The 18,944-nt window shown below is 73.2% G+C and carries 21 protein-coding genes and 1 pseudogene; 12 read left to right on the top strand and 10 right to left on the bottom strand.

The window, feature by feature from the left end; all coding sequences use genetic code 11:
* Positions 1-1,435: aminomethyl-transferring glycine dehydrogenase subunit GcvPB (gene gcvPB / locus K7G60_RS20435; protein ID WP_225802394.1), on the top strand; the 1,435-nt coding region annotated here is incomplete at its 5' end.
* An 85-nt stretch (positions 1,436-1,520) separates the two neighbouring features.
* On the opposite strand, the gene K7G60_RS20430 is transcribed toward gcvPB, so the two are convergent.
* Positions 1,521-1,727: a DUF5999 family protein gene (locus tag K7G60_RS20430; RefSeq protein ID WP_017238438.1), complete on the bottom strand. Its 207-nt coding sequence runs from the start codon at positions 1,725-1,727 to the stop codon at positions 1,521-1,523.
* Between the two features lie 331 nt (positions 1,728-2,058).
* On the bottom strand, positions 2,059-2,649 hold the full coding sequence (locus K7G60_RS20425; RefSeq protein WP_225802392.1) for a hypothetical protein: 591 nt from the start codon (positions 2,647-2,649) through the stop codon (positions 2,059-2,061).
* A 480-nt stretch (positions 2,650-3,129) separates the two neighbouring features.
* Here K7G60_RS20425 and K7G60_RS20420 point away from each other — a divergent pair, with 480 nt between their 5' ends.
* Together K7G60_RS20420 and K7G60_RS20415 are read left to right on the top strand one after the other, a co-directional pair.
* A complete protein-coding gene (locus K7G60_RS20420; protein WP_225802391.1) occupies positions 3,130-4,629 on the top strand; it encodes a glutamate--cysteine ligase in 1,500 nt (499 codons plus the stop codon).
* Positions 4,630-4,748: 119 nt separating this feature from the next.
* The gene (locus K7G60_RS20415; RefSeq protein WP_225802397.1) at positions 4,749-5,531 is read left to right on the top strand and encodes a CPBP family intramembrane glutamic endopeptidase; all 783 of its coding nucleotides are present in this window, start codon (positions 4,749-4,751) and stop codon (positions 5,529-5,531) included.
* A 52-nt stretch (positions 5,532-5,583) separates the two neighbouring features.
* Here the strand turns inward: K7G60_RS20415 and K7G60_RS20410 are convergent, their stop codons facing one another.
* A complete protein-coding gene (locus K7G60_RS20410) occupies positions 5,584-6,393 on the bottom strand; it encodes a PhzF family phenazine biosynthesis protein (protein ID WP_225802390.1) in 810 nt (269 codons plus the stop codon).
* Positions 6,394-6,515: 122 nt separating this feature from the next.
* Here K7G60_RS20410 and K7G60_RS20405 point away from each other — a divergent pair, with 122 nt between their 5' ends.
* The gene (locus K7G60_RS20405) at positions 6,516-6,860 is read left to right on the top strand and encodes a hypothetical protein (protein ID WP_225802389.1); all 345 of its coding nucleotides are present in this window, start codon (positions 6,516-6,518) and stop codon (positions 6,858-6,860) included.
* 12 nt (positions 6,861-6,872) lie between these two features.
* Here the strand turns inward: K7G60_RS20405 and K7G60_RS20400 are convergent, their stop codons facing one another.
* Genes K7G60_RS20400 through K7G60_RS20390 form a run of 3 tightly spaced genes read right to left on the bottom strand, consistent with a single transcriptional unit; the run spans position 6,873 to position 8,949 of the window.
* Positions 6,873-7,421, bottom strand: coding sequence for a GNAT family N-acetyltransferase (locus tag K7G60_RS20400; RefSeq protein WP_225802388.1), 549 nt, complete (start codon positions 7,419-7,421; stop codon positions 6,873-6,875).
* Positions 7,418-8,179 (bottom strand): GNAT family N-acetyltransferase, encoded by a 762-nt coding sequence (locus K7G60_RS20395; protein WP_225802387.1) that lies wholly within the window; start codon positions 8,177-8,179, stop codon positions 7,418-7,420. Before K7G60_RS20395 ends, K7G60_RS20400 begins: the two co-directional genes overlap by 4 nt.
* Before the next feature lie 38 nt (positions 8,180-8,217).
* Positions 8,218-8,949: a TioE family transcriptional regulator gene (locus K7G60_RS20390; protein ID WP_225802386.1), complete on the bottom strand. Its 732-nt coding sequence runs from the start codon at positions 8,947-8,949 to the stop codon at positions 8,218-8,220.
* 69 nt (positions 8,950-9,018) lie between these two features.
* On the opposite strand from K7G60_RS20390, the gene K7G60_RS20385 reads away from it, so the two are divergent.
* Positions 9,019-10,272 (top strand): erythromycin esterase family protein, encoded by a 1,254-nt coding sequence (locus K7G60_RS20385; RefSeq protein WP_225802385.1) that lies wholly within the window; start codon positions 9,019-9,021, stop codon positions 10,270-10,272.
* 95 nt (positions 10,273-10,367) lie between these two features.
* Positions 10,368-10,982: a PadR family transcriptional regulator gene (locus tag K7G60_RS20380; RefSeq protein ID WP_225802384.1), complete on the top strand. Its 615-nt coding sequence runs from the start codon at positions 10,368-10,370 to the stop codon at positions 10,980-10,982.
* A gap of 73 nt (positions 10,983-11,055) precedes the next feature.
* Here K7G60_RS20380 and K7G60_RS20375 read toward each other — a convergent pair whose 3' ends face one another.
* Complete coding sequence (locus tag K7G60_RS20375) at positions 11,056-11,484, bottom strand: SRPBCC family protein (RefSeq protein WP_225802383.1); 429 nt, start codon at positions 11,482-11,484, stop codon at positions 11,056-11,058.
* A gap of 69 nt (positions 11,485-11,553) precedes the next feature.
* Positions 11,554-11,778, bottom strand: a complete 225-nt coding sequence (locus K7G60_RS20370) for a hypothetical protein (RefSeq protein ID WP_225802382.1) — start codon at positions 11,776-11,778, stop codon at positions 11,554-11,556.
* A gap of 196 nt (positions 11,779-11,974) precedes the next feature.
* On the opposite strand from K7G60_RS20370, the gene K7G60_RS20365 reads away from it, so the two are divergent.
* The 3 genes from K7G60_RS20365 to K7G60_RS20355 all read left to right on the top strand — a co-directional run bounded on the left by K7G60_RS20365 (position 11,975) and on the right by K7G60_RS20355 (position 14,758).
* Complete coding sequence (locus K7G60_RS20365) at positions 11,975-12,559, top strand: Clp protease N-terminal domain-containing protein (protein WP_374115655.1); 585 nt, start codon at positions 11,975-11,977, stop codon at positions 12,557-12,559.
* Positions 12,560-12,600: 41 nt separating this feature from the next.
* Positions 12,601-13,617 carry a DMT family transporter gene (locus tag K7G60_RS20360; protein WP_225802381.1) on the top strand — a complete coding sequence of 339 codons (1,017 nt, stop codon included), beginning with the start codon at positions 12,601-12,603 and terminating at the stop codon, positions 13,615-13,617.
* 175 nt (positions 13,618-13,792) lie between these two features.
* Positions 13,793-14,758: a DMT family transporter gene (locus K7G60_RS20355; RefSeq protein ID WP_225802380.1), complete on the top strand. Its 966-nt coding sequence runs from the start codon at positions 13,793-13,795 to the stop codon at positions 14,756-14,758.
* Positions 14,759-14,817: 59 nt separating this feature from the next.
* Here the strand turns inward: K7G60_RS20355 and K7G60_RS20350 are convergent.
* Positions 14,818-15,450 (bottom strand): annotated as a pseudogene (locus tag K7G60_RS20350) (FMN-binding negative transcriptional regulator); the annotation flags it as partial.
* Positions 15,451-15,471: 21 nt separating this feature from the next.
* Positions 15,472-16,143, bottom strand: coding sequence for a pyridoxamine 5'-phosphate oxidase family protein (locus K7G60_RS20345; protein WP_225802379.1), 672 nt, complete (start codon positions 16,141-16,143; stop codon positions 15,472-15,474).
* A 35-nt stretch (positions 16,144-16,178) separates the two neighbouring features.
* Between K7G60_RS20345 and K7G60_RS20340 the strand changes: the two genes are divergently transcribed.
* The 3 genes from K7G60_RS20340 (at position 16,179) to K7G60_RS20330 (ending at position 18,940) form a co-directional block, all read left to right on the top strand.
* Entirely contained in the window at positions 16,179-17,513 is a 1,335-nt protein-coding gene (locus K7G60_RS20340) for an aminotransferase class I/II-fold pyridoxal phosphate-dependent enzyme (RefSeq protein WP_225802378.1), read from the top strand.
* 246 nt (positions 17,514-17,759) lie between these two features.
* A complete protein-coding gene (locus K7G60_RS20335; RefSeq protein WP_225802377.1) occupies positions 17,760-18,623 on the top strand; it encodes an oxaloacetate decarboxylase in 864 nt (287 codons plus the stop codon).
* Positions 18,620-18,940: a hypothetical protein gene (locus tag K7G60_RS20330; protein WP_225802376.1), complete on the top strand. Its 321-nt coding sequence runs from the start codon at positions 18,620-18,622 to the stop codon at positions 18,938-18,940. The genes K7G60_RS20335 and K7G60_RS20330 overlap by 4 nt, the downstream gene beginning before the upstream one ends.
* Positions 18,941-18,944 lie beyond the last annotated feature (4 nt).

Below are 18,944 nucleotides of genomic sequence, written 5' to 3'. Positions count from 1 at the left end.
ATCCGAGACCTCGATGCTGCGCTACCTGCGCAAGCTCGCGGACCGCGACTACGCGCTCGACCGCGGCATGATCCCGCTCGGCTCCTGCACCATGAAGCTGAACGCGACCACCGAGATGGAGCCGGTGACCTGGCCCGAGTTCGGTCAGATCCACCCCTTCGCCCCGGTCGAGCAGGCGCAGGGCTACCTCACGCTCATCACCGAGCTGGAGGAGCGCCTCGCCGAGGTCACCGGCTACGACAAGGTGTCGATCCAGCCCAACGCCGGATCGCAGGGCGAGCTCGCCGGCCTCCTGGCCGTGCGCGCCTACCACCGGGCCAACGGCGACGAGCAGCGCACGGTCTGTCTCATCCCGTCCTCCGCGCACGGCACCAACGCCGCCTCCGCGGTGATGGCCGGCATGAAGGTCGTCGTCGTCAAGACCGCCGACGACGGCGAGGTCGACGTCGAGGACCTGCGCGCCAAGATCGCCCAGTACCGGGACGAGCTGTCCGTGCTGATGATCACCTACCCGTCCACGCACGGTGTCTTCGAGGAGCACGTCGCCGACATCTGCGCCGAGGTCCACGAGGCCGGCGGTCAGGTGTACGTCGACGGCGCCAACCTCAACGCCCTGGTCGGTCTCGCCAAGCCGGGCCACTTCGGCGGCGACGTCTCGCACCTGAACCTGCACAAGACCTTCTGCATCCCGCACGGCGGCGGTGGTCCGGGCGTCGGCCCGGTCGGCGTCCGCGCCCACCTCGCCCCGTACCTGCCGAACCACCCGCTCCAGCCCACCGCGGGCCCGGAGACCGGCGTCGGCCCGATCTCGGCCGCCCCCTGGGGCTCCGCCGGCATCCTGCCGATCTCCTGGTCGTACGTGCGCCTCATGGGCGGCGAGGGCCTCAAGCGCGCCACCCAGGTGGCCGTACTCGCGGCGAACTACATCGCCAAGCGCCTGGAGCCGCACTTCCCGGTGCTCTACACCGGCCCGAACGGGCTGGTCGCGCACGAGTGCATCGTGGACATCCGTCCGCTGGCCAAGGCCACCGGCGTCAGCGTCGACGACATCGCGAAGCGCCTCATCGACTACGGCTTCCACGCGCCGACGATGTCCTTCCCGGTGGCCGGCACGCTGATGATCGAGCCGACCGAGTCCGAGGACCTCACCGAGCTCGACCGCTTCTGCGACACGATGATCGCGATCCGGGGCGAGATCGAGAAGGTCGCCTCGGGCCAGTGGCCCGCCGACGACAACCCGCTGCACAACGCCCCGCACACCGCGGCCGCGCTGGGCGGCGAGTGGAACCACCCCTACACGCGCGACGAGGCGGTCTTCCCGGCCGGTGTCTCGGCCGCCGACAAGTACTGGCCGCCGGTGCGCCGCATCGACGGTGCCTTCGGCGACCGGAACCTGGTCTGCTCCTGCCCGCCGCTGGACGAGTACGACAACTGAGCACGGGCCGAGGGCCGGCCCGGAGGATCTCCTCCGGGCCGGCCCTCGGCGTTCTCGCCCTCGTACGGTGCCCTTCCGCGTCCTTTCAGGCGGCGGTCGTCACCTGCCCCGCCGTCAGCGGCCGGTGCGGGGCGATGATCTGCCCGTCCGGCAGCAGCTCTCCGGTGTCCTCGAAGAGCAGGACGCCGTTGCACAGCAGGCTCCAGCCCTGCTCCGGGTGGTGTGCCATCAGTCGGGCCGCCTCCCGGTCGGCGGAGTCGGCGGTGGGACAGGCAGGCTGATGCTGGCACATGGGTGGGTTCTTTCGCTGCGTCGTGGTGGATGTCCTGCGGCTCTGCGCGCTCATGGCCGCCCCCGTCAGTCGGTTCGGTTCCGGTCCCAGTCTTGCCCCATGGACGGTCTTCCGCAGGTATTTCGCGACAGCTCGTCCTCTCCTGGGAAGACGCATCACCCGCAGGGGCGGTTCAGGTCAACTGCACCGTCTCTTCGGGTGGTTCGGGGTGGCCCGAGCGGGCTAGTCCGTACGGGAGGGGCGTTCGGACGGCGCGTTCGGGCGCGTGGTTCGGACAGGAGTGCGCCCCGTGACCCGGCCGGGTCACGGGGCGGGGACGCGTGTGCGCGGATCAGGCGGGCGCCGGCGAGCCCAGGAGGGGCGGCGGCGCGAGACGTGTGGTGAGCACGGGCAGGAGATCGGCGACCTGGTACGGGCGGTGGGCCGCGATCCCCGGGGGTGCGGGGGCCAGGGGCACCATCAGATCGGCGGCGGCCGGGGTGCCGGCGGTGCCGTCCGTCTCGGGACCGGAGTGCAGCCAGAGGGTCAGCATGTAGAGCTCCGGCACGGAGAGCAGCCTCGGCTGGTACGTGACGGGCAGGGCCTCGGCCTGGAGCAGGGCCTGTTCCGTGGCGGAGACGTACGGGCCCTCGAAGAAGTGGGAGAAGGCCCAGCCGTCGGGGGTGAGCATGGTGTCCGCGGCGGCGATCGCCCGGTCCCCGCTCCGGATCAGGAAGCGCCAGCCGACGAGCCGGGTGCGGGGTGCGAGCCCCGGTGCTCCGGCGACGTCGAGGACGTGCACGGGCAGGGCGTGTTCGGGGCTCAGCGGTCCCTGTGCGGCCCGCAGCGCGGGAGTTCGCGGTTCTCGGACGGCGGTCGGTGAGCCGAGGGCCGCGAGGACGCTGCGGAGGGCCGGCGCAGGGGCCGGGGAGGGTCGGAGCATGATGGGTCGCCTCTCACTCAGGAGACACGGTGATGCGTGGGCAGGTACGACGGCGCTGTCGGCGGCGGGGCCAGAGAAGGGCCATGGGGCCATGGCCGGGCGCCAACACTCTGCCTCGTCCGCGGAGTTTATACGACACGTGTTCACACAGTGTTTCCGCTAGACCTCGTGGATATTCCTGACAAGACGTCATCAGGCCGTAATGGCAGGGAGTTGAAGCGGAATCACGAAGACGATACCGCTCCCACCTGCATATTCCTCACGAAGGCGGACGGCCGAATTCCGACCCGGGGTCCCAAGACAATACGACATTGGTATATGTCGCGCGTTCCTTGCCTTCGGTATGTGCCGGTGGAGTGCTCAGTCCAGCCTATCCTTCGACAGGCCGGTTCCGCAGGCGTTGTGGATCAGCGGGGTGGGCATCATCGTCCGTGACGCGCGGCCGTCGTGGCGGCTGCCCAATCGGGGAGGGACGCTTCGATGGGGGAGAAGGTCGTGGCCGACGGGTTCGGCCCGTCCGACCGGCAGCAGTACCGGAGAAAGCTCCAGCAGTGTCTCGCGGGGCTCGCGCGACTCCTCGCGGAGAAGAGGTTCGACCGGCCGCGCAATCTCATGGGCGTGGAGATCGAACTCAATCTCGCCGGTGCCGACGGGCTGCCCAGGATGCTCAACGGACCGGTTCTCGAAAAGATCGCCAGCACCGATTTCCAGACCGAACTCGGAATGTTCAACCTCGAAGTGAACATCGCGCCCCACCAGCTCGACGGGCGCGTATTCGACCGGCTCGCGGAAGAGATCGGAACCGGCATCGGATACGCCGACCGCAAGGCGGCGGAACTCGACGCGGGCGTCGTCATGATCGGCATACTGCCCACGCTCACCCAGCGCGACCTGGTCCTCGAGAACCTTTCGGACAACGACCGTTACACCCTTCTCAACGACCAGATCCTCGCCGCCCGCGGCGAGGACTTCACCCTCGACATCCACGGCGTCGAACGCCTGCTGTGCACCTCCGGGTCGATCGTGCCCGAGGCCGCCTGCACCTCGGTGCAGCTGCACCTCCAGGTGACGCCCGCCCGGTTCGCCCCCGTGTGGAACGCCGCGCAGGCCGTCTCCGGCGTCCAGATCGCCCTCGGCGCCAACGCGCCCTTCGTCTTCGGCCGCGAACTGTGGCGCGAGTCCCGGCCACCGCTCTTCACCCAGGCCACCGACACCCGGCCGCCCGAGCTGCAGTCCCAGGGGGTGAGGCCCCGCACCTGGTTCGGGGAGCGGTGGGTGGACTCGGTGTACGACCTCTTCGAGGAGAACGTCCGCTACTTCCCCGCCCTGCTGCCGCTCTGCGACGAGGAGGACCCGCTGCTCGTCCTCGACCGGGGCGGGGTGCCGCGCCTCCAGGAACTGGTGCTGCACAACGGCACCGTCTACCGCTGGAACAGGCCCGTGTACGGCTGGGTCGACGGGGTTCCGCACCTGCGCGTCGAGAACCGGGTGCTGCCGGCCGGGCCGACCGTCACCGACGTGATCGCGAACGCGGCCTTCTACTACGGGCTCGTACGCTCGCTCGCCGACGACCCCCGCCCGGTGTGGAAGCGCATGACCTTCCAGGACGCCGAGGCCAACTTCGACACCGCCTGCCGCCACGGCATCGAGGCGGAGCTGCGCTGGCCCCGCTCGGGACGCGCCGGCGGCATCGCGACCCTCCCGGCCGTACGGCTCGTCCTCGACGAGCTGCTGCCGCTCGCCGCGGCGGGGCTCGACGCCTGGCACATCGAGCCGGCCGACCGGGACTTCTACCTCGGGGTGATCGAGCAGCGCTGTCTGCGGCGGGTCAACGGCGCCTCCTGGCAGACCGACACCTTCCACCGGGCCCTCGGATCGGGCCTCGACAGAGAGGCCGCCCTCGCGGCGACCACCCGGCGGTACCGGACGCTCATGCTCTCGGGCGAACCGGTGCACACCTGGCCGGTGGGGATCGACTGACTCCCTACCCGTCGGGAGCATGGGTGATCATGTCAAGGTGGTCCCGGTCGGCCGGGACCACCGGAACGGCGTGCGCCCGCGAGGGGGAAGTGGAGACAGGTGTGGTGTCGGAGCAACGACTGAGGGACGCTTCCCCACCCCCCGACGGCCTGCCGCGCCGCGTGCTGCGCTCCGAGACGCTCATCGTCCTCGCGCTCTCGCTCGGGGCGAGCGGGGTGTCGTCGCTCATCAGCTTCATCGGCTCGCTGACCAGGCCGGGAGCGCTGAAGGACCAGGCGGCGAAGCTCAACGGCTCGTACGCCCCCGGCCGGCCCTGGCTCGACCTGTCCTGGCAGCTCTTCGACATCGCCACGGCACTGGTGCCGGTCGTGCTCGTCGCCCACCTGCTGCTGCGGGAGGGCGCCGGACTGCGGGCCATCGGCTTCGACCGGACCCGGCCGTGGTCCGACCTCGGGCGCGGCGCGCTGGTCGCGGCCGGGATCGGGAGCGCGGGCCTCGCCTTCTACCTGGCGGCGCGGTCGTCCGGGTTCAACCTGACGGTGGTGCCCGAGTCGCTGCCCGACGTGTGGTGGAAGTACCCGGTGCTCGTCCTCTCGGCGGTGCAGAACTCCGTCCTGGAGGAGGTCGTCGTCGTCGGCTACCTGCTGCGCAGACTGGGCCAGTTGGGGTGGACGCCGATGGCCGCGCTGGTGGCGAGTTCGGTGCTGCGCGGCTCGTACCACCTCTACCAGGGGGTCGGCGGGTTCATCGGCAACGTGGTGATGGGCGTGGTCTTCGTGCTGCTGTACCGCCGCTGGGGGCGGGTCGGGCCGCTGGTCGTGGCGCACGCGCTGCTCGACATCGTGGCCTTCGTCGGGTACGGCCTGCTCGCCGGGAAGGTGGACTGGCTGCCCACCGCGTGACGGCGGGCGGAGCGGGGGTGCGCGGCGCGGGCCGTGCACCCCCTCCCGTACGTCAGACCCGCAGCTCGCCGTCGACGACCGTGACGGCGTGGCCGTTCAGCAGGGTGCGATCGCCGTTCAGCCGGGTGCGGACGAGGCCCGTGCGGGCACCGCCCTGGAAGCCGGTGAGCTCCTCGCGGCCGAACCTGGCCGACCAGTGCGGCGCGAGCGCGGTGTGCGCGCTGCCCGTGACCGGGTCCTCGTCGATGCCGACGGCGGGGAAGAAGCCGCGCGAGACGAAGTCGTACCCGTTGTGCGGGTGCTCGGCGGCCGCGGTGGCGATGACACCGCGCGAGGACAGGCCCTTCAGGGCGGCGAAGTCCGGGGTGAGCGCGCGGACGGTGGCCTCGTCGTGCAGCTCGACGAGGAGGTCGCCGATGTGGTCGGCCGTGTCGTGGACGCCGACGATCTCGGCGCCGAGCGCCTTCTCCAGACCCTCGGGGACGGGGAGCGGGGTCAGGGAGGAGGTCGGGAAGTCCATCGTGATCGTGCCGTCGGCCTCGGCCGTGGTGATCAGGACGCCGCAGCGGGCCGCGAAGCGGACGGTGCCGCTCGCGATGCCGGTGGTGTGCAGGACGTGCGCCGTGGCCAGGGTGGCGTGACCGCACATGTCGACCTCGGTGGTCGGGGTGAACCAGCGCAGGGCCCAGTCCGCCTCGCCGCCGGCGGGCAGCGGGTGGGCGAAGGCCGTCTCGGAGAGGTTGACCTCGGCGGCGACCTTCTGGAGCCAGACGTCGTCCGGGAAGGAGTCGAGGAGCAGGACTCCGGCCGGATTGCCGGAGAAGGGCCGGTCGGTGAAGGCGTCGACGATTCGGATGCGCATGCGACCGACCGTACCCAAGGCGGAAAACCCCGGACCAAGGCCAATCGCGGAGAACTGGACCGGTTCTTCCGCGCGTCGTCCTGGACGCCGGAGTGTGGGGACGAGCGGACCGGGGGGCTTCGATGATGTTCGGATACGGGGACGAGTGGTGGGTGCTGCTGCTCTACCCGGTGCTGCTGTGGGTGCCGTTCGGGCCGTTCGTCATGGGCGGGCTGGGCGTCTGGTGCGCCCGGCGGCCCGGCCCGTGGCCGTGGCTGTGGACGGTGCTGCTGCCGCTGGAGCCGGTCGGGGCCTCCGCGGCCGTCATCGTCCTGCCCTGGAGCCAGCCGACGCGGACCGACGACCTCGTCGGTTACCTCCTCGTGTACGTCGCCGGCATCACGGTGCTGCCGTGGGTGCTGGGGTACGGGACCACCCGGGTGGTGCGTGCCGTACGGGCCCGGCGTGGCCGGGGCGGCGCGGTGTGAGTGCGGCCACGGTCACAGCGGCGCCAGGACCATGAGGATCTCGTCGCGGTCGTCGTCGGCGGCCAGCCGCAGCGCTCCGGGCCAGCGGCCGATCTCCCGCCAGCCGAGCCTGCCGTAGAACTCCTCGAGCCCGACGCCGCCGCGGGCCGCGAGCCGCAGCTGCTCCAGGCCCATCTCCTCGCGGGCGATCGCGCGGGCGCGCCGCACGAGGCCCGCGCCGATGCCCCGGCCGCGTACCCCGAGACGGGTCTGGACGTGGTGCAGGGTGCCCCAGTGCGCGACCAGCGGGTGGGGGTCGCGACGGAGGCACAGCCAGCCCGCGAGGGCGCCGTCGACCGTGGCGACGACGAGACGGCTGCTCGCCGGGTCGAGTCCCGTGACGATGCGGTCGACCGCGGCGGCGACCTCGGCCGGGTCGACCGGCGGGAAGGGGAACCCGGCCGCGCCGCCCGCGTCGCTCACCTCGGTCCAGCAGTCGACGAGGGCGGCCACGAGCCCGTCGGGCAGCGACCCGGGGGCGGTGAACTGGGTGAAGAGCGGGGTGTCGTCCTTGCCGATCATGGCAGGAGTGTCGCAAGCGGTCGTGCCGCCGGTCCCTCCGGGGCCGGTTCCAGGGAGAGCTGGGCGCCCAGTTCCTCGAAGCCCAGCGCGGCGGCGACCCGCCGGGAGGCCGGGGGACGCGCGCGCCACTGCGGAAGGAGACCGGCCGCGAGGGCGTCGGCGACCGCCGCCGAGGCCGTCGTCCGTGCGAGGCCGCGGCCCCGGGCCTCCGGGGCCGTCAACACGCTGAGGTGGGCGGTCCGCCGGGGCCAGGACCGGTATCCGGCGGCGGCCACCACCCGGCCGTGCTCGCGGACCACGAACGCGCCCGAGGTGATCTCGTCCAGGGAGGCCTCCGCGGCGTCGTCCTCACCGGCGGCATCCTCCAGGACGCGCAGTGCCGGATGGCCGCCGGGCAGCCGCTCGACCGTCGACGGGCCGGTGGCCGGACGGAAGCCCTCCGGGCTCACGTACGCCAGGGCCGCGGGACCGAGCATCCCGGCCACGGGCAGCGCCTCGCGGACGGCGGCCGCGTCCACCAGGGCCACCGGCGGCAGGCCCGCCAGGGCGGTGCGCACGGTCGCGGCGGTGCTCTCGTCGGGGGCGGTGACGAGCGCCGAGCCGCCGAGAGCGACCACGCCGACCCAGCCGGGCGGACACAGCTCCGACGCCGGGGAGACGATCACGTTCACACCGCCCGCGGACGGGAACGACCCCGGTTCCCGGGCCAGTTGTTCCCACAGACCCCGGGCTCCGAGCAGGAGCGGACGCGTCGACATGGCGTCGATCCTGCCACTCCCCCCGGCTCGGGACCGCCTCATTCCCGGGCGCGGAGGTACGCCTCCAGCTCGGCGGCCCCGGTCAGCATCGCGCGTCCGCGGGCCGACAGACGACGGTGCCAATCGCCGAGCGCGGTCTCCAGCGGCTCGATGCCCCCGGCCGCCCGCACCTGGTCGACCAGCGGGGCGATCTGCTCCAACGGGTACCCGCCCCGCCTGAGTTGGTGGGTCATCCGGGCGTCCCGCACGGCGGACTCGTCGTAGACGCGGTATCCGGTCCGGGGGTCGCGGCGCGGGCGCACGAGCCCGGAGTGCTCCCACTTGCGGAGCGTCGCGGGACGAATGCCGAGCTTCCGGGCCAACGGTCCGATGAACGTGCCGCCGGAGCCGGGCGGGGAGGCCGGCCCGGATGCCGTGGTGGGGTCCAGGTCGCGGAGGGCGCCCTCCACGGCCCGGAGGGTCCGGCGGTCGTCGAGGAGCTGGGCGTGGCTCTCGTCGATCAGACGGAGCGCCTCGTCGACCGTCCCCTGGTGCACGGCCCGCATGACCGACGCCGCCGTCGGGTGCCCGTGGCCGGGCAGCAGGGCCAGGAACGCGCGCAGGGCACCGGCGTGCAGCGGCGTGTAGACGCGGTAGCTGGAAGGGGTGCGGTCGGCGGCGGGAAGGATGCCGGCCTCCTCGTAGTTCCTGACCGCCTGCGTGGACAGACCGTGCGCGCGGGCCAGATCGACCGGCCGCAGCCGACCCTCGCTTTGAAGGTTCTTCCCCATGAAGCCGACGATATCGCGGGCTGTGCGCGGAAAAGTTTCCACCGAAGCTTCAACGATAGCGTTGAAGGCATGGCGACTGACATCAAGGACACCGCCCATGCCGTCGACGCCGCCTCCCTCATGAGGCTGCTCCCGGACCGGCCCCGAGTGCTCGCCCTGGGCGAGCCCACCCACGGTGAGGACACCCTGCTCGACCTGCGCAACGAGCTCTTCCGGCAACTCGTCGAGCAGGAGGGCTACCGGACGATCGCGCTCGAGACCGACTGCCTGAACGGCCTGGTCGTGGACGACCACGTCACGTCGGGCACCGGCACCCTCGACGAGGTCATGGAGCACGGATTCAGCCACGGTTGGGGCGCCTCCGCGGCCAACCGCGAGCTCGTGCGCTGGATGCGAGCCCACAACGAGGGCCGCCCCGCGTCCGAGCGGGTCCGCTTCGCCGGATTCGACGGGCCGCTGGAGATCACCGGCGCCGCGAGCCCCCGGCGGCCCCTCACCGCGCTCCACGCCTACCTCGCCGCCCGGGTGGACGCGGACCTGCTCCCCTGCGCCGCGGACGTGCTCGACGACCTGATCGGCGCCGACGACCGGTGGACCGAGCCCGCCGCGATGAGGGAGCCGGCCCGTTCCGTGGGGCGGTCGGCCGAGGCCGGCCGGCTGCGGCTGCTCGCCGACGACCTGGTGGCGCTGCTCGGCGAGCAGCGGCCGTACCTGATCACGACGGGTCCGGCGGACGAGTGGGACCGGGCGTGCCTGTACGGGCGCACGGCGCTCGGCCTGCTGCGCTACCACCACTGGATGGCCGACACCTCGCCGGCCCGCCTGGCCCGGCTGGTGGGCGTGCGGGACCGGATGATGTCCCGGAACCTCCTCGCGCTCGCCGACCGGGGCCCGGTGTTCGTTTATGCCCACAACTCCCACCTCCAGCGGGAGAAGAGCTCGATGCGGATGGGCGGGCGGCGGCTGGAGTGGTGGAGTGCCGGCGCGCTGGTCTGTGCCGAGCTCGGTGGGGAGTACGCCTTCGTGGCCACGGCCCTCGGCACGATCCGGCACCGGGGAGTGGACGTGCCGCCGGCGGACACCGTGGAAGGGCGGCTGTACGCGCTCCCGGAGGACCGCTGCGTCGTGGACGCCCGGCGACTGGCCGCCGTCATCGGCGACCCGCGGCCCGCGCCCCGCGTGTCCCCCTGGTTCGGCTACGCCCCGCTCGACCCGGCGCATCTGGCGGACTGCGACGGCCTGGTGTTCGTCAGGGACGTCCCGCAGGTCCAGGGCGTGTCCGGCGGATCGGGGTCGGAGACCCCTGGGCGCCCTCCTCGGTGACCGACCTGTCGGTTATTGCTCGCCGAACACTTCCGATATATCGTTGAAGCATCGCGACAGTTCAACGATGGAATCTCGACGGAAGGAGCGTTGCGATGCGTTCACATGGACACGAGTACGGAAACGGACACGGCCGTGGAGGCTGCGGCCCCGGGCCTCGGGGGGACTTCGAGGGGCGGCGTGCCGCGTTCGGGCCGTTCGGCCCCGGGTTCGGCGGAGGGCCCTTCGGCGGCCCCTTCGGTGGGCGGGGCCGCGGGGGCGGCCGGGGACGGGCGCGCCGCGGTGACGTGCGCGCCTCGATCCTGGCGCTCCTGAAAGAGCGCCCGATGCACGGCTACGAGATGATCCGGGAGATCGGCGAGCGCAGCGACGGGGCGTGGAAGCCCAGTCCGGGCTCGGTCTACCCGACCCTCCAGATGCTGGAGGACGAGGGGCTGATCACCAGCGTGACCGAGGGCGGCAAGAAGCTGTTCACGCTCACCGACACCGGGCGCGCCGAGGCCGAGGAGGGGCCCGAGGCGCCGTGGGAGGAGGCCGGGCGCGGGATCGACTGGGACGCCCTGAACGAGATCCGGCAGGCCGGTTTCGGTCTGACGGAGGCGTTCGGGCAGGTCTGGAAGACCGGTAGCGCCGAGCAGCGGCAGAAGGCGGTCGCCGTGATCAACGAGGCCCGCAAGAAGCTGTACCTGATCCTCGCCGACGAGCACTGAGTCCGGCGTGCGCCACGGGAAGGGCCCCGCGACGGCCGTCGCGGGGCCCTTCGTCGTTCTCCGTGCGCGCGGTTCAGGCCACCAGGCCCGAGAGCTTGCGCAGGGACTCGGTCAGCGCCGCCGTGGCCGAGTCCTTGAGCTTGCCCGCCATCAGGGAGACCGCCGCGCCGGTGAACTCGCCGTCGATCCGTACCGTCGTGGCGTCCCCCTCCGCCGCCAGCGAGTAGCGCGTGGCGACGACGACCCCCATCGGGCCCTTGCCCCTGATGGCGAACGCCCGCTCGGACTCCAGCTCCTCGACCGTCCACAGGACCTCGGCGGGGAAGCCCATCAGCTTCATGTTCTCCGTGAAGGTGGCGCCCGCCTCCAGGGCGGCCGGGCCGCCGTTCGGGAAGCCGGTGTGGGTGGCGTTCCACTCGCCGTACGAGGAGAAGTCCGTGAGCCGTGCCCAGACCTTTCCGGCCGGCGCCTCGATCCGTGCCTCCGCGCTGACTTCGGCCATGAGACCACCCCTTCACGCGTGCCAACTGGGTTCCGGTGTCGCGGAACGTAGCGGGGCGGCCGTGAACATTCAATACTGATGAACCGTCAGTTCTGCGGTCGTCGGCCCCGTGCCGTCGCCGATCCACCGGATCTCGGCCGCGTCGAAGTCGTCGGAGGCCCGTGGCGCCCCGTCCTCCTCGTGGCAGTGGAAGGCGGCCCAGAACAGATCGGCCGGCAGCGCCTCCCGGGGCGCGTACACCCGGTACACGTACTGCCGCCCGTCACGCGCGAGCAGGCCCACCATCCAGAACACGACCGGAGGACGCGCGGGAAGGGGGCCGTGGTTGCAAAGGGGGCGTGAAGCAAGGCGGCGCGCGCCTCTCGGGGGCAACGCGCGCGATCTCATCCGTAAGGAGGAGGAACCGCGCGCCCGTGCCCAACTCCGGTGGGATGCGGACATGCTCCTCCCCGGTGATGCTCCGGCCGCCCCGGCCTGATGAGGTGGGAGGGTGCACCATCCCGCCCCGCGCCCTCAGCCGCTTCTGCCGTCCGTCGCCCCGCGCGCGGAGCTCGCGCCCTTCCTGACGCCCTCGCTCGCCGCGGTCGTGTCGGGGGCGCGGCGCAGGGCGCTCCGGGACGGTGACCGCCAGATCGACACCGCCCACCTCCTGCACTCGCTCGTCGAGTCCGACCCCGAGGTCGGCGCCGCCTTCGAGGGCGGCCATCAGCTCGCCCGCGTCCTCGGCTATCTCGTCCAGCGTTCCATCGGCTACGGGCTGCGCTGGCAGCGGGCGGAGGAGGGTTCGGCCGCCCGGCGCCTGCTGCCCGCCGCGCGCCGGGCGGAATCCCCGGACGCCCGTCCCTCCCCGTGGTCCCCGGCCGCGGCCGCCGCCCTGGAGGACGCCTTCCGGCGGGCCGCCGAGCGCGGTGAGCCGCAGGCCCGCGGCATCGACCTGCTCGTGGCCGTCGCCGCCGATCCCGAGAGCCGCGCCGTGGAGGTGCTGCGCCGCGCGGGAGTCGATCCGGCCGCGCTGACCGCCCGTGCCACCGGCCTCCTGACCGCCCGTGACGAGGAGCCGTCTCAACAGGTGTAACGGGGGTTACGCCCCTGACGGCGTCCTGTCATGATGGCCCGATGCACGCGTCTCAGGGGAGAAGCGCCGGCCTGGGACTCGCCCTGGCCTCGGCCTTCGCATTCGGTGGTTCGGGAGTGGCGGCCAAGCCGCTCATAGAGGCGGGACTCGACCCGCTCCACGTGGTGTGGCTCCGGGTGGCCGGCGCCGCACTCGTCATGCTCCCGGTGGCCTGGCGCCACCGGGACCTCCTGCGCCGCAAACCCGCGCTCCTCGCGGGCTTCGGCCTGCTCGCCGTCGCCGGGGTCCAGGCCTTCTACTTCGCCTCCATCTCCCGCATCCCGGTCGGCGTCGCCCTGCTCATCGAGTACCTCGCCCCCGCCCTCGTCCTCGGCTGGGTCCGCTTCGTCCAGCGCCGGCCCGTCACCCGCGCCGCCGCCCTCGGCGTCGTCCTGGCCGCCGGCGGCCTCGCGTGCGTCGTGCAGGTCTGGTCCGGGCTGAGCTTCGACCTCGTCGGACTGCTCCTGGCCCTCGCCGCCGCCTGCTGCCAGGTCGGGTACTTCGTCCTGTCCGACCAGGGCGCCGACGAGGCCGAGCAGGCGGATCCGCTCGGCGTGATCGCGTACGGACTGCTCATCGGCGCGGTCGTCCTCACGGCCGTGGCCCGGCCCTGGGGCATGGACTGGGGCATCCTCGCCGGACGGGCCGACATGGACGGGACGAGCGTGCCCGCGTGGCTGCTGCTCGGCTGGATCGTGCTGATCGCCACCGTCCTCGCGTACGTCACCGGCGTCATCTCGGTGCGCCGGCTCTCCCCGCAGGTGGCGGGCGTCGTCGCCTGTCTGGAGGCGGTCATCGCGACCGTCCTGGCCTGGATCCTGCTCGGCGAGCACCTGGACGCCCCGCAGATCCTCGGCGGCGCGGTGGTCCTGGTCGGGGCCTTCATCGCCCAGTCCTCGACGCCGAAGGCGCCGGCGCAGGGACCGGTCGCCGGCTCCGCGTCCGGGGCCGACTCCGGTTCCGGGGCGGCGGGTGCCGGACGGGGCACGGAGTTGTCGGCCGGGCGAACCGCCCCCTAGGCTGCCGGCCATGCATTCGACCGTGCTTCCGCCTCCCGCCGCCTAGCGCGCGCGGAGACTCTCCCCGACGAAGACCGGGCTCGGCCGGCGGCCTCTCGCCCCCGAGCGGTTCGTCGCTGCCCGCGCGCGGAGCCCAGCGACCACCCTTTCCTCCTGTCTTCCACGGAGAACCCACGTGTCGAACTCCTCGGGATCCGCCCTGTCCGTCGGGCGGAGCCTCTTCTATCTGATCGTCGCCGGCATCGCCTGGGGCACGGCCGGTGCCGCCGCCTCGCTGATCTTCCGCGTCAGCGACATGGGCCCGCTGGCCCTCTCCTTCTGGCGCTGCGTCGGCGGCCTCGCCCTGCTCCTGGGCGCGCTGGCGCTGCGGCCCCGGCGCTCCGCCGCCCGCACGGAGAGCGAACCGCGCCGCCGGCGGACGGTCCGCGTCCTCGGTACGGGCATCGGCTTCACCGTCTTCCAGAGCGCCTACTTCGCCGCCGTCGAGGCGACCGGCCTCGCGGTCGGCACCGTCGTCGCCCTGGGCGCCGGCCCCGTCCTCATCGCGATCGGCGCCCGGCTCACCATGGGGGAGCGCCTCGGCCGCGGCGGGGTCGCCGCCGTCGCCGGAGCGCTCGCCGGGCTCCTCGTCCTCGTCCTGGGCGGCGGGGCCGCGGAGGTGCGGCCGCTCGGTGTCGTCCTCGCGGTGGTCTCGGCGGCCGGATACGCGGCGATCACCCTGCTCACCCGGCGGCTCGGCCGGGACGGCGGCGGTACGGACGCCCTGGCGACCACCACGTGGGCCTTCGCGATCGGGGCGGTCGGGCTGCTGCCCGCGGCCCTCGCGGAAGGGCTCGTCCCGCACACCGACGCGCCGGTGAGCGTGGTGCTGCTGCTCGTGTACGTGGCGGCGGTGCCGACCGCGCTCGCCTACGCGCTCTACTTCGCCGGGGCGGCCGTCGTCCGGGCCGCCACCGTCTCCGTGATCATGCTCCTGGAGCCGGTGAGCGCCGCGCTGATCGCGGTCTCGCTGCTCGGCGAGCGGCTCACCGCCGCGATCGTGCTCGGCACCCTTCTGCTGCTCGCCGCCGTGACGGGCCTCGCCTTCGCGGAGGCGCGGACGGCGACGGAGGCGCGCAGGCGGGAGCCCGTGACGGTGTAGAAGACCGCCGCCGGGGGCGGGACTCGTGCGGCCCCGCCCCCGTGCGGTCGTCCGTGCGCGCGGCGGCGCAGCTGGTGGGCGCGGGCGTTCAGGTCGCCGGGGCCGGCCCGCTCGGCGAGCCGCTGCGAGACGCGGTCCTGGATCTCCTGCGGCTTGTTGCCCGCGTACTTGAACTTCGCCCGTACGTCGGTCACCTCCAGGCTCAGCACCCGGATCCCCGACAGCATGCGCCCGAACGGGGCCTCGCCGGGGGCGACGGTCGCCGTGCCGCCCTCCGGCTGGAAGTGGGCGACCTGGCGGTTGAGGAGCGCCGCCTTCTCCTCCGGATCGTCGACCACTCGCGCGGTGCAGCGCAGCTGGACGGCCGCGTAGTACGAGGTCGGGGTGCCGTGCTCGGACGGGGCGCCCTCGGGGGCCGTCCAGGGCCCCGGTACGTAGACGTAGTCGTCGACCACGCTCAGGAGCACCGTCGGGTTCGCCTCCAGGGCGCGCCAGAGCGGGTTGGGCCGGGCCAGGTGGGTCAGCGCCCGGCCGTACGGGCCGGGCTCGGCGTCGTACCGGAAGTGCGCCGGCTGCACCCACGGCGGCTCGCCGGGGAGGCCGTTGACGGCGAGCTGGCCGAAGTCGTGACAGGAGAGCCAGTCGCGCCACTCGCCCTCGTCGTGGGCGGCGTCCCAGGGGTGGATCAGCATCGTCGGTCCGTCCTTCCCGGGTCAGAGCGCGGCCAGGTAGCCGGGCAGGGTGACGGACGGGTCGAGGTCGTCGGCCGGGACGGGGGTGCCGTAGCCGCCCCGCACGGGGACGACGCCGGACCAGTACGGGAGGCCGAGGTCCTCGGGGTCGTCGTTGGGGCCGCCGGTGCGGACCTTCGCCGAGACCTCGTCCAGGTCGAGCCGGATCACCGCGGTCGCGGCGAGCTCCTTGGCGTTCCCGGGGCGCGAGTCGGCGGAGCGGCCGGGGACGACGTGGTCGACGAGGGCGTCGAGGGCGGTACGCAGCTCCTCGGGGTCCGTGACCTGGTGGGCGGTGCCGTGGACGACGACCGAGCGGTAGTTGAGCGAGTGGTGGAACGCGGAGCGGGCGAGCACGAGGCCGTCGACGTGCGTCACGGTCAGGCAGACGGGCAGGCCGGGGGCGGTCGCGCCGTCGCCGGCCGCGCGCAGCGGCCGCGAGCCGGTGGAGCCGTGGACGTAGAGGCGCTCGCCGACCCTGCCGAAGAGGGTGGGGAGGACGACCGGAGCGCCGTCGCGGACGAAGCCGAGGTGGCAGACGTAGGCCTCGTCGAGTATCGCGTGGACGAGGTCCTTGTCGTACGAGGCGCGGTGACGGGAGCGGGTGGGCACGGTCCGGTCGGTCGCCTGGTACGCCTCGGTGGTGGTGCTCATTGCCATCTCCATTGCACTAGTGCATAATCATGTTTGTGCTAGGAGAGTATCGGATCGAAGGCCGTCGCGCATCGGACATCGCCGCCAGCGTCGAGCGGGGAGTGGGCACGGGTGCGCTCCAGCCGGGCCAACCGCTGCCGCCCATGCGGGAATTGGCGCTCACCCTCGGCGTGAACCCCAACACCGTCGCCGCCGCCTACCGCACCCTGCGCGAGCGCGGGGTCATCGAGACGGACGGCCGACGGGGCAGCCGGGTGCGGCCGCGCCCCGCCACGACCGCGCGCGGCTCCATCCGCGTGGACGCGCCCGCCGGGGTCCGGGACGTCAGCGACGGCAGCCCCGACCCCGCCCTGCTCCCACCCCTCGGCGAGGCCTTCGCCGAGGTCGCCCGGCGGTACGCCGAGCGGCCCGGCCTGTACGGAGAGGCCCCCGTCGACGAGGAGTTCGGGCGCCTCGCGCGCGCCGCCTTCGACGCGGACGGGGTGCCCGCCGGGCCCGTCGGCGTCGCCTCGGGCTCCCTCGACGCCATCGAGCGGGTCCTCACCGCCCGCCTCAGGCCCGGCGACGCCGTCGCCGTCGAGGACCCGGGCTGGGGCAGCCTCCTCGACCTCGTCCCCGCGCTCGGACTGCGCCCGGTGCCGGTCGCCGTCGACGACGACGGCCCCCTCCCGGAGGCCGTCGGGCGTGCGATCCGGCAGGGCGGGGCGCGGGCCGTGATCGTCACCGACCGTGCGCAGAACCCCACCGGGGCCTGCGTCACCGAAGAGCGCGCCCGGGAGCTGCGGCGGGTCCTCGGGGCGCATCCCGGAGTGCTCCTCGTCGAGGACGACCACGGGCACGGCATCGTCGCGCAGCCCCTCCACCCGCTGGCCGGCGTCACCGACCACTGGGTGCTCGTCCGCTCGGTCGCCAAGGCGTACGGGCCCGACCTGCGGATCGCCGCCTTCACCGGGGACGCCGAGACCGTCGACCGGGTGCTCGGGCGGCAGCGCCTCGGCCCCGGCTGGGTCAGCAGGCTGCTCCAGCGGACCGTCGCGCATCTGTGGGCCGTGGGCGCCGTGGACCCGGCCGTCGTCGCGCGCGCGTACGGGGAGCGGCGCGACGGGCTCGTGCGGGCCCTCGCGCGGCGCGGCGTCGAGGCACACGGACGGGGCGGCATGAACGTCTGGGTGCCGGTCTCCGACGAGACCGGCGCGGTCGCCCGGCTCCTCGCCGCGGGATGGGCCGTCGCGCCGGGCGCGCGCTTCCGGATGGACGCGGGGCCGGCCGTCCGGCTGACCGTCTCGGGGCTGGACGCCGCGGAGGTCGAGGCGCTGGCGGACGCGGTGGCGGGAGCGGCGGGACCGGCGCCGGCGCGGAGCTACGGGTAGCGGCGGCGGGCCGGCAACCGGCGGCGGCCGGGCGGGGGCGGGCCCATCCGGCGTGCGGAACAAGGCCGTTCCTCGCGCAAGTGACGTTTCTCTGGTGAATGCGCTAGGCCGGGAGAGTGAGTAAAGCGCTCGTAAGACGAAGTTCCGCGCCGTCTCAGGAAATCATCAGGTTTTGGTAAAGCTCCGTCGTGTTGCGGCGGTTCTGCACCTTTTCCGTGTTTCCCCGAGATGACCAGGAGTCAGACCTTGAGCTACGGAAACAAGTTGCGCGAGGCCGTCGCGGCGCCGGGCACGACCCCGCTGATCGGCGTCTACGACATGTACTCGGCCTCCGTCGCCGCCGACCACTACGACGGGATGTTCGTCTCCGGGTTCGGCTTCGCCGCCTCGTACTACGGGCTTCCGGACATCGGCTTCATCGCCTGGCCGGACATGGTGGCGTTCGTGCAGCGGCTGCGCGGCGCGTTCCCCCGCCACCACCTGCTCGTGGACATCGACGACGGCTACGTCGACCCCGAGGTGGCCTGCCACGTGGTGGAGGGCCTGGAGCGGATCGGTGCGTCGGGCGTGATCCTGGAGGACCAGAAGCGGCCCCGCCGGTGCGGCCACGCGGACGGCAAGCAGGTGCTGCCGCTCGACGAGTACCTGGCCAAGCTGGAGATGGTGCTGGCCACCCGCCGGGACATGGTCGTGGTGGCCCGCACCGATGCCACCGACGAGGCGGACATCCTCCAGCGGGCCAAGTGCCTGGCCGCCACCGACGCCGACGTGGTGCTCGTGGACGGGGTGCGGAGCGTCGAGTGGATCCACCGGATCCGCGAGGTGGTCGACGGCAAGCCGCTGCTCTTCAACCAGATCGCCGGGGGCAAGTCCCCGCGGCTCTCGCTCACCGAGCTCACCGATCTCGGCGTGGACGTGGCGATCTACAGCACGCCCTGCCTCTTCGCGGCGCACGAGGCGATGGACGCGGCGCTCGCGGAGCTGAAGCGGGACGACGGTCGGCTGCCGTCCTTCGACCCCCGGTCCGGGGTCGGCGTCGCCGCCTCGACCCGCCTCCTGGAGCGGAACATCACCCGCCACCACGCGGTGCCCGAGCGGGTCGGCGCGTGAGCCCCGTGGTCCCGGGGCAGCGGGGCGAGGGGGCACTCGGGCCCTCGCCGAAGAAGGCGGTCGGCGGCCCGCTCAGGACGCCGCTGAAGGCGCTCGGTCTGGCCGCCGCCCTGCTGACGGCCGGCTCCGCTCCGGCCGCGGCCGGCGACAGCCTGCTCACCGTCATCGACAACTCCCACGCCGACTCCGTCGTGGAGATCGACCGGGCGGCCAACGTCCAGTACGGCAGCGGCGGTACGGCGGGCAGTGACCACGACGGCAGCGCCGTCGACGCCCTGGAGACCCTGTTCGGAGGAGCGCGCCGGGACGCCGGCTGACGTT

Origin of the sequence: Streptomyces sp. NK15101, from assembly GCF_020400725.1 — a bacterium.
GTDB lineage: Bacteria > Actinomycetota > Actinomycetes > Streptomycetales > Streptomycetaceae > Streptomyces.
This window is presented reverse-complemented; position numbering and strand designations above follow the sequence as displayed.

Excerpts from the sequence above, each read along its gene's own strand:
- K7G60_RS20425 (WP_225802392.1), bottom strand. The coding sequence starts at position 2,649 with ATGCTCCGACCCTCCCCGGCCCCTGCGCCGGCCCTCCGCAGCGTCCTC.
- K7G60_RS20375 (WP_225802383.1), bottom strand. The coding sequence starts at position 11,484 with ATGGCCGAAGTCAGCGCGGAGGCACGGATCGAGGCGCCGGCCGGAAAG.
- K7G60_RS20385 (WP_225802385.1), top strand. The coding sequence starts at position 9,019 with ATGGCGACTGACATCAAGGACACCGCCCATGCCGTCGACGCCGCCTCC.
- K7G60_RS20345 (WP_225802379.1), bottom strand. The coding sequence starts at position 16,143 with ATGAGCACCACCACCGAGGCGTACCAGGCGACCGACCGGACCGTGCCC.
- K7G60_RS20405 (WP_225802389.1), top strand. The coding sequence starts at position 6,516 with ATGATGTTCGGATACGGGGACGAGTGGTGGGTGCTGCTGCTCTACCCG.
- K7G60_RS20400 (WP_225802388.1), bottom strand. The coding sequence starts at position 7,421 with ATGATCGGCAAGGACGACACCCCGCTCTTCACCCAGTTCACCGCCCCC.
- K7G60_RS20380 (WP_225802384.1), top strand. The coding sequence starts at position 10,368 with ATGCGTTCACATGGACACGAGTACGGAAACGGACACGGCCGTGGAGGC.
- K7G60_RS20420 (WP_225802391.1), top strand. The coding sequence starts at position 3,130 with ATGGGGGAGAAGGTCGTGGCCGACGGGTTCGGCCCGTCCGACCGGCAG.
- K7G60_RS20410 (WP_225802390.1), bottom strand. The coding sequence starts at position 6,393 with ATGCGCATCCGAATCGTCGACGCCTTCACCGACCGGCCCTTCTCCGGC.
- K7G60_RS20390 (WP_225802386.1), bottom strand. The coding sequence starts at position 8,949 with ATGGGGAAGAACCTTCAAAGCGAGGGTCGGCTGCGGCCGGTCGATCTG.
- K7G60_RS20360 (WP_225802381.1), top strand. The coding sequence starts at position 12,601 with ATGCACGCGTCTCAGGGGAGAAGCGCCGGCCTGGGACTCGCCCTGGCC.
- K7G60_RS20430 (WP_017238438.1), bottom strand. The coding sequence starts at position 1,727 with ATGTGCCAGCATCAGCCTGCCTGTCCCACCGCCGACTCCGCCGACCGG.
- K7G60_RS20395 (WP_225802387.1), bottom strand. The coding sequence starts at position 8,179 with ATGTCGACGCGTCCGCTCCTGCTCGGAGCCCGGGGTCTGTGGGAACAA.